Annotated in this window: 6 protein-coding genes and 1 rRNA gene (1 of these 7 running past the window's edge); 1 reads left to right on the forward strand and 6 read right to left on the reverse strand. The window is 65.5% G+C overall.

Annotated elements, in window-relative coordinates:
• Window positions 1-25 precede the first annotated feature (25 nt).
• The 6 genes from HBB12_RS20510 to HBB12_RS20535 form a co-directional block, all read right to left on the reverse strand.
• Window positions 26-799 carry an amino acid ABC transporter ATP-binding protein gene (locus HBB12_RS20510; RefSeq protein ID WP_236991043.1) on the reverse strand — a complete coding sequence of 258 codons (774 nt, stop codon included), beginning with the start codon at window positions 797-799 and terminating at the stop codon, window positions 26-28.
• Window positions 800-814: 15 nt separating this feature from the next.
• The gene (locus HBB12_RS20515; RefSeq protein ID WP_236991044.1) at window positions 815-1,480 is read right to left on the reverse strand and encodes an amino acid ABC transporter permease; all 666 of its coding nucleotides are present in this window, start codon (window positions 1,478-1,480) and stop codon (window positions 815-817) included.
• Between the two features lie 10 nt (window positions 1,481-1,490).
• Window positions 1,491-2,156, reverse strand: coding sequence for an amino acid ABC transporter permease (locus HBB12_RS20520; RefSeq protein WP_236991045.1), 666 nt, complete (start codon window positions 2,154-2,156; stop codon window positions 1,491-1,493).
• A gap of 24 nt (window positions 2,157-2,180) precedes the next feature.
• Window positions 2,181-3,017: a transporter substrate-binding domain-containing protein gene (locus HBB12_RS20525; RefSeq protein ID WP_236991046.1), complete on the reverse strand. Its 837-nt coding sequence runs from the start codon at window positions 3,015-3,017 to the stop codon at window positions 2,181-2,183.
• A 107-nt stretch (window positions 3,018-3,124) separates the two neighbouring features.
• On the reverse strand, window positions 3,125-3,838 hold the full coding sequence (locus HBB12_RS20530) for a GntR family transcriptional regulator (protein ID WP_236991047.1): 714 nt from the start codon (window positions 3,836-3,838) through the stop codon (window positions 3,125-3,127).
• Window positions 3,839-4,010: 172 nt separating this feature from the next.
• Window positions 4,011-4,433 (reverse strand): acyl-CoA thioesterase, encoded by a 423-nt coding sequence (locus tag HBB12_RS20535; protein ID WP_236991048.1) that lies wholly within the window; start codon window positions 4,431-4,433, stop codon window positions 4,011-4,013.
• A gap of 764 nt (window positions 4,434-5,197) precedes the next feature.
• Here HBB12_RS20535 and HBB12_RS20540 point away from each other — a divergent pair.
• Window positions 5,198-6,565 (forward strand): 16S ribosomal RNA (locus tag HBB12_RS20540); it runs 115 nt beyond the window's last position.

Genomic DNA, 6,565 nt, shown 5'->3' on the forward strand with positions numbered 1-6,565 from the left:
CCCTCGAAAGATGACGGGAGGCGCGTCAGAACGCGAATTCGCTGTGGCGGGCGAGGAAGCTGCGGGTCCGCTCGCCGCGCGGGGCTTTCAGCACTTCGTCGGGGGTGCCGACCTCGTCGAAGCGGCCGTCGGCCAGGAAGACCACCTTCGTGGCGAAGTGGTAGGCGAAGCCGAGTTCGTGGGTGACGAGGAGCATGGTGCGCCCTTCCTCGGCAAGACCGCGGATCACCCGAAGCACCTCGCCGACCAGTTCTGGATCGAGGGAGGAGGTGGGCTCGTCGAAAAGCAGGATCTCGGGGTCCATCGCCAGCGCTCGGGCGATCGCCACCCGCTGCTGCTGGCCGCCGGAGAGCCGGCTCGGATAGGCGTCGCGCTTCTCGGACAGGCCGACCTTGCCGAGTTCCGCCTCCGCCCGGGCGCGGGCTTCCGCCCGCTTCATGCCCTTCACGGTGACGAGGCCTTCCATGACGTTCTCGCGCGCCGTCTGGTGCGGGAAGAGGTTGAACTGCTGGAACACCATGCCGACGCGCCGGCGCACCCCGCACAGCTCGCTCTCCGGATAGAGGGTCGCGCCGTCCCGGCCCGGCCGGCCGAGCACGCGGCCGTCGAGGGCGATCCGCCCCCGCGTCGGCATCTCCATGAAGTTGAGGCAGCGCAGGAGCGTGCTCTTGCCCGAGCCCGAGCCGCCGATGATCGCGACGCGCTCGCCCGGCATCACCTTGAGGTCGATACCGCGCAGGACCTCGTGCGGCCCGAACGACTTGTGGAGATCGTGAACCTCGATCAACGGTGTGGTCATCGCGGGCGAAATCCTTCAGCTGCGGGCGGCCAGACGCCGCTCCAGGCGGGCGGAGAGGACGCTGCCCGGATAGATCAGGACGAAATAGACGATCGCCACACTCGTCAGAATCTCGAGCGGCCGGTAATAGGTCGAGCTCAAGAGCCGCCCCTGATACATCAGTTCGTGTACCGAGAGCACGGAGGCGAGCGAGGTCACCTTCGCGAGTTCGATGGCGCGATTGGTGAAGGCCGGTAGCATCCGGCGCAGGACCTGCGGCAGGATCACCCGCCGCATCGCATGGGATCGGGTCATGCCGAGCGCCCGCGCGCCCTCGAACTGGCCCTTCGGGATCGACTGGACCCCGCCGCGAAAGATCTCGGCGCAATAGGCGGCGGTGTTGAGGGTGAGCCCGAGCAGGGCCGCCACGAAGGGCGTGAGCTGGACGCCGATGACGATCGGGCAGGCGTAGAAGAACCAGATCAGCTGGATCAGGACCGGCGTGCCCCGGAACACCTCGATAGCGCCGAGCGCCGGCTTCGCGATCCAGCCCGAACGGGACAGCCGGGCGAGGCCGAGGAGAAAACCGAGCGCGAGCCCGGCCGCCATGGCGGGAATCCAGAGTTCCACCGTGACGAGGAGGCCGCGCAGCAGCACCGGCCAGTTCTGCACGAGCAGGCTGAAATCCCAGTCGTAGGTCATGTCCGGGACCTCAGCGATAGGCGGTCAGGCGCTGCTCGGCCAGGCGCGCCAGCGCACTCGCGGTGATCAGCAGAACGAGATAAAGGAGAGCCACCACGGTGTAGACTTCGAGCGGCCGGAAGGTCTGGCTGTTGACCTGCATCGCCTGGTAGAGGAGCTCGCCATAGGCGAGGGTGGAGGCGAGCGCCGTGGTCTTCGTCAGCTCGAAGGAGCGCTCGACGAAGGGCGGCACCATGCGGCCGACCGCCTGCGGCAGGATCACCCGGCGCATGACTTGCGCCCGGCTCATGCCGATGGCCTTGGCGCCCTCCCACTGGCCCCTCTCGATCGAGACGATACCGCCGCGAAACACCTCGGCATAGAACGCTCCGGACTGGGTCGAGAGCGCCAGGATCGCCGCGGCGAGGGGATCGAGGCTGATATCGGCCAGAACCGGCAGCGCGTAGAAGAACCAGAAGAAATGCACGATCGGCGGCGTGTTGCGGTAGAACTCGATGAAGCCCGTCGCCGGCGCCCGCACGAGGCGGGACGACGACAGCCGCATCAGCGCCAGAACGAGCCCGAATCCGACGCCGAGCACGATCGACACGGCCGCGATCTTGACGGTGTTCAGGAGCCCGAGCGCCAGCATGTCGAGATGGCGCAGGACGGGCATGAAGTCCCAGGTGTAATTCATGACCGTCCTCCCCGGTGTGGGTCGTCAGGCCCACTTCTCGCGCACGAGGCCGGGCACGGTCGCCGGGTCGATGCCGCGGGTCTGGAGGTATTTCGAAAAATACTCCTGCGGCTTGCCGGCGGCGTAGAGCGCGGCGAAACGCTCGCCGAGCCAGATCTTGAACGCCGGATCGCCGTCCCGGCGGATGCCGGCGCTGGTGGCGACGGGGGTGACCGGTTTCAGGAGCACCACCTTGCCGAGCTTCAGCCGGGCGTATTGCACGACCAAAGCCGGGTGGAACTGCGCGACGGCATCGACGCGCTTGGCCGCGAAGGCGGCCACCGCCTCGTCGTTGTTCGAGAACCGGCTGATGCTGGCGGATTTCAGGGTCTCGGTCACCGTACGGTCGACCGAGGTACCGAGCGTCACACCAATGCGGATGCCGGGCTTGTCGAGGTCGGACCACGTGGTCGCCGTCTGGTCGGGCCGCACGAGGGCGCCGGCGGCGTAGTAGAAGAGGGGGCTGTCGGGAAAGTCGATCGCCTTGCGGCGTTCCTCGGTCGGGTCGAGGACGAACATGACGTCGATCTGGTCGGCCTGGATCGCCGCGACGCAATTCGCCCAGCTCGTCTCCACCGGCACCATGGTCACGCCGAGGTCGCTCGCCAGCGCGTTGCCGAGATCGATGCCGACGCCGCTCCAGGTCCCGGCCATCGGGTCCTTGAAGAACCACGGCTCAGCCGAGGTGACGCCGATGCGCAGGCGGCCGCTCCGCCTGATGCGGTCGAGCGAGTTCGTCCCCTGAGCCGCGGCGGGGCGCAGGCCGGCCATCGTCCCCGCCGAGGCGAGGGCGAGAGCGAGGAAGTCGCGGCGACGGGTCATGGATGCTCTCCTGGGGTGGTTCGGTCGCCGGCCTGCGGCGCGATTCGTCTCGTCGTCGGCTGCGGGCAGGGCCGAGCCCTTCGCAGGCGGCATGATCGGCGCGGCGTTCACGGGCGCGCCTCCTGCCGGCGCTCGCGCTCGTCGAGGAAGGCCTTGGTCTGCTCGGCGCCGCGACGCATGTGGCTCTCGATCTCGCCGCGCATCGCCTCCCAGTCGTCGCCGAGGGCGAGGCGCAGATAGGTGTCGTGCCCGTCGCGACGGGGCCCGCGCAGCCCGTGGGCGCGGTGATGGGCCGCCCAGTAGAGCTGCAGCCGGCCGCGCAGACCATGCCAGACGTGCAGCAGGAAGGAATGCCCGGTCGCCTCGTAGACCGCGCCGTGAAAGCTCAGCTCGGCGAGGATGCTGGCCTTGTCGTCGCCCGCATCGATCGTCGCCGTGAGGGCCTCGTGCCGGCGATGCAGTTCGTTCCGAAACGCCGCGCCCCGCCGGTCCCAGACCAGCTCGAACGCGAAAGTCTCCAGGTTGCGGCGGATCGAGTAGATCTCGTCGACGTCCTTGACCGAGATGTCGATGACGTAGGTCCCCGTGTAGGGAACCGTCTCGAGAATGCCTTCCTCGATCAGCTGCCGGATCGCCTCGCGCAACGGGCCGCGGCTCACGCCGAACTGCTCCGCGAGCGCCGTCTCGACGAGCTGCGAGCCGGGCGCGATGTCGCCGCCGAGAATCGCGTTCCGGAGGCTGTCGGCGATGCGGCTTCGGAACGTGTCCTTGGGGACGCGGGCAAAGCCGTCGGTCGCGGGTCTCGGGCGCTGGGCGTTCATCCGTGGCCTCTCTCATCGTCGATTGTCAACAATCGACGGACTGATGCAACAGTTGGCGTGCACGATTTTCGAGCATCAGTGGCGCGCCCGTACCCGACGCGCGGCCGCTCGACGTGTCAGATGGGCCTTCGGCGGCCCAGGGCCGAGGCCGGACGGGCGTGGGCCTGGAAGCTCACGCCGGACCCGGCGCCTCGGACGCGGCCTCCGGCGGCACCGGGCGCGGGCGCCGGGATTCGTCGATCGCCACGAAGGTGAACAGCGCCTGGGTGACCTTGATGGTTTCCTCGCTCTCCCGGGCGCGGCGCCAGGCCTCGATCTGGATGCGGATCGAAGAGCGGCCCACCGAAACGATCTTCGCGTAGAGACTGACCTCGTCGCCGACGACGACCGGCTGCAGGAAGGTCATGCCCTCGACGGCGATGGTGGCGCAGCGCCCCCGCGCCCGGCGGGCCGCCACGTTGCCGGCGGCGAGATCCATCTGCGCCATGAGCCAGCCGCCGAAGATGTCGCCGGCCGGGTTGGTATCGGCCGGCATGGCGATGGTGCGGATCACCGGGGGACCCCAGGCGGCGGCTTCGGGCGGAGTGCTGGGCATCGGCAGGATCTGTTGCAGGAGGACGAGGACGGGATCCTTCTTAAAGCGTACGTCGCCCAGGGTAAGTTCGAAATTTCGGCATTCGGCCCGGCACCCGGGCGGGCATGCTCGATCATTCCATAATGCTGCTTATGCGAATTGCGGGATAAGGAATGGGGATGCATCGCCCGAGCCCATGCGGCCTGCCCGCTACGCGCCGGCTTCGGCCACGGCATTCTCCAAATGGTCCATCCTCGTGTTCGATTCTATGCCGGCACCGCGGACCGTTCGCGTCGCTGCCCGCCATCACGAACATGGCCGGAAAAATATGAGAGCATCGCAGGCTGGTTCACCCGACCCGCACGCTTCTCAACCGCGCGGAATCGCCGTCGATATGCCGCTGTCAGTTCGGCCGTGCTCTCCGGATCGCAGCCGTGTTGACAGGCGAGCCGGCTACCCTTAGACAGCTGCTCACCGACGGGGCGCCGACGAACTGGCCGCCGCGAAGGACTTCCCCAGAGACGGTGAAGCAAGGGCCAGGGAAACCCGGCTCGGCTTCCTGTTATCCAGGGTACAAGGTCTGGCTCCCGGCCCGACCCGCTCTTTGACAAGTTCATACGAGAAAGAGAAGCGTGGACGGCGTCGTCCCTGCGGGCCGGTTCCTTCGGAACCGGTCGTGAGTAGGATGATGCTGGTCTTAACGTTTCGGTGCTCACACGATCCGGTGGAAACGCCGGTCGGTCGTGAGCCTCCGTTACTATTGTGATCAGCTTTGATCAGCTCTTCAACTTGAGAGTTTGATCCTGGCTCAGAGCGAACGCTGGCGGCAGGCTTAACACATGCAAGTCGAGCGGGCCCTTCGGGGTCAGCGGCAGACGGGTGAGTAACGCGTGGGAACGTGCCCTTCGGTTCGGAATAACTCAGGGAAACTTGAGCTAATACCGGATACGCCCTTTTGGGGAAAGGTTTACTGCCGAAGGATCGGCCCGCGTCTGATTAGCTAGTTGGTGAGGTTACGGCTCACCAAGGCGACGATCAGTAGCTGGTCTGAGAGGATGATCAGCCACACTGGGACTGAGACACGGCCCAGACTCCTACGGGAGGCAGCAGTGGGGAATATTGGACAATGGGGGCAACCCTGATCCAGCCATGCCGCGTGAGTGATGACGGCCTTAGGGTTGTAAAGCTCTTTTCTCCGGGACGATAATGACGGTACCGGAGGAATAAGCCCCGGCTAACTTCGTGCCAGCAGCCGCGGTAATACGAAGGGGGCTAGCGTTGCTCGGAATCACTGGGCGTAAAGGGCGCGTAGGCGGCTGATTTAGTCGAGGGTGAAAGCCCGTGGCTCAACCACGGAATGGCCTTCGATACTGGTTGGCTTGAGACCGGAAGAGGACAGCGGAACTGCGAGTGTAGAGGTGAAATTCGTAGATATTCGCAAGAACACCAGTGGCGAAGGCGGCTGTCTGGTCCGGTTCTGACGCTGAGGCGCGAAAGCGTGGGGAGCAAACAGGATTAGATACCCTGGTAGTCCACGCTGTAAACGATGAATGCTAGCCGTTGGTCTGCATGCAGGTCAGTGGCGCCGCTAACGCATTAAGCATTCCGCCTGGGGAGTACGGTCGCAAGATTAAAACTCAAAGGAATTGACGGGGGCCCGCACAAGCGGTGGAGCATGTGGTTTAATTCGACGCAACGCGCAGAACCTTACCATCCCTTGACATGGCATGTTAGGCGGAGAGATCCGTTGTCCTCTTCGGAGGCGTGCACACAGGTGCTGCATGGCTGTCGTCAGCTCGTGTCGTGAGATGTTGGGTTAAGTCCCGCAACGAGCGCAACCCACGTCCCTAGTTGCCATCATTCGGTTGGGCACTCTGGGGAGACTGCCGGTGATAAGCCGCGAGGAAGGTGTGGATGACGTCAAGTCCTCATGGCCCTTACGGGATGGGCTACACACGTGCTACAATGGCGGTGACAATGGGCAGCGAAGGGGCGACCTGGAGCGAATCCCCAAAAGCCGTCTCAGTTCGGATTGCACTCTGCAACTCGGGTGCATGAAGGCGGAATCGCTAGTAATCGTGGATCAGCACGCCACGGTGAATACGTTCCCGGGCCTTGTACACACCGCCCGTCACACCATGGGAGTTGGTCTT

Origin of the sequence: Methylobacterium sp. SyP6R (assembly GCF_019216885.1) — a bacterium.
In the GTDB taxonomy this organism is placed as follows: Bacteria; Pseudomonadota; Alphaproteobacteria; order Rhizobiales; family Beijerinckiaceae; genus Methylobacterium.

Excerpts from the sequence above, each read along its gene's own strand:
- HBB12_RS20530 (WP_236991047.1), bottom strand. The coding sequence starts at position 3,838 with ATGAACGCCCAGCGCCCGAGACCCGCGACCGACGGCTTTGCCCGCGTC.
- HBB12_RS20535 (WP_236991048.1), bottom strand. The coding sequence starts at position 4,433 with ATGCCCAGCACTCCGCCCGAAGCCGCCGCCTGGGGTCCCCCGGTGATC.
- HBB12_RS20525 (WP_236991046.1), bottom strand. The coding sequence starts at position 3,017 with ATGACCCGTCGCCGCGACTTCCTCGCTCTCGCCCTCGCCTCGGCGGGG.
- HBB12_RS20515 (WP_236991044.1), bottom strand. The coding sequence starts at position 1,480 with ATGACCTACGACTGGGATTTCAGCCTGCTCGTGCAGAACTGGCCGGTG.
- HBB12_RS20520 (WP_236991045.1), bottom strand. The coding sequence starts at position 2,156 with ATGAATTACACCTGGGACTTCATGCCCGTCCTGCGCCATCTCGACATG.
- HBB12_RS20510 (WP_236991043.1), bottom strand. The coding sequence starts at position 799 with ATGACCACACCGTTGATCGAGGTTCACGATCTCCACAAGTCGTTCGGG.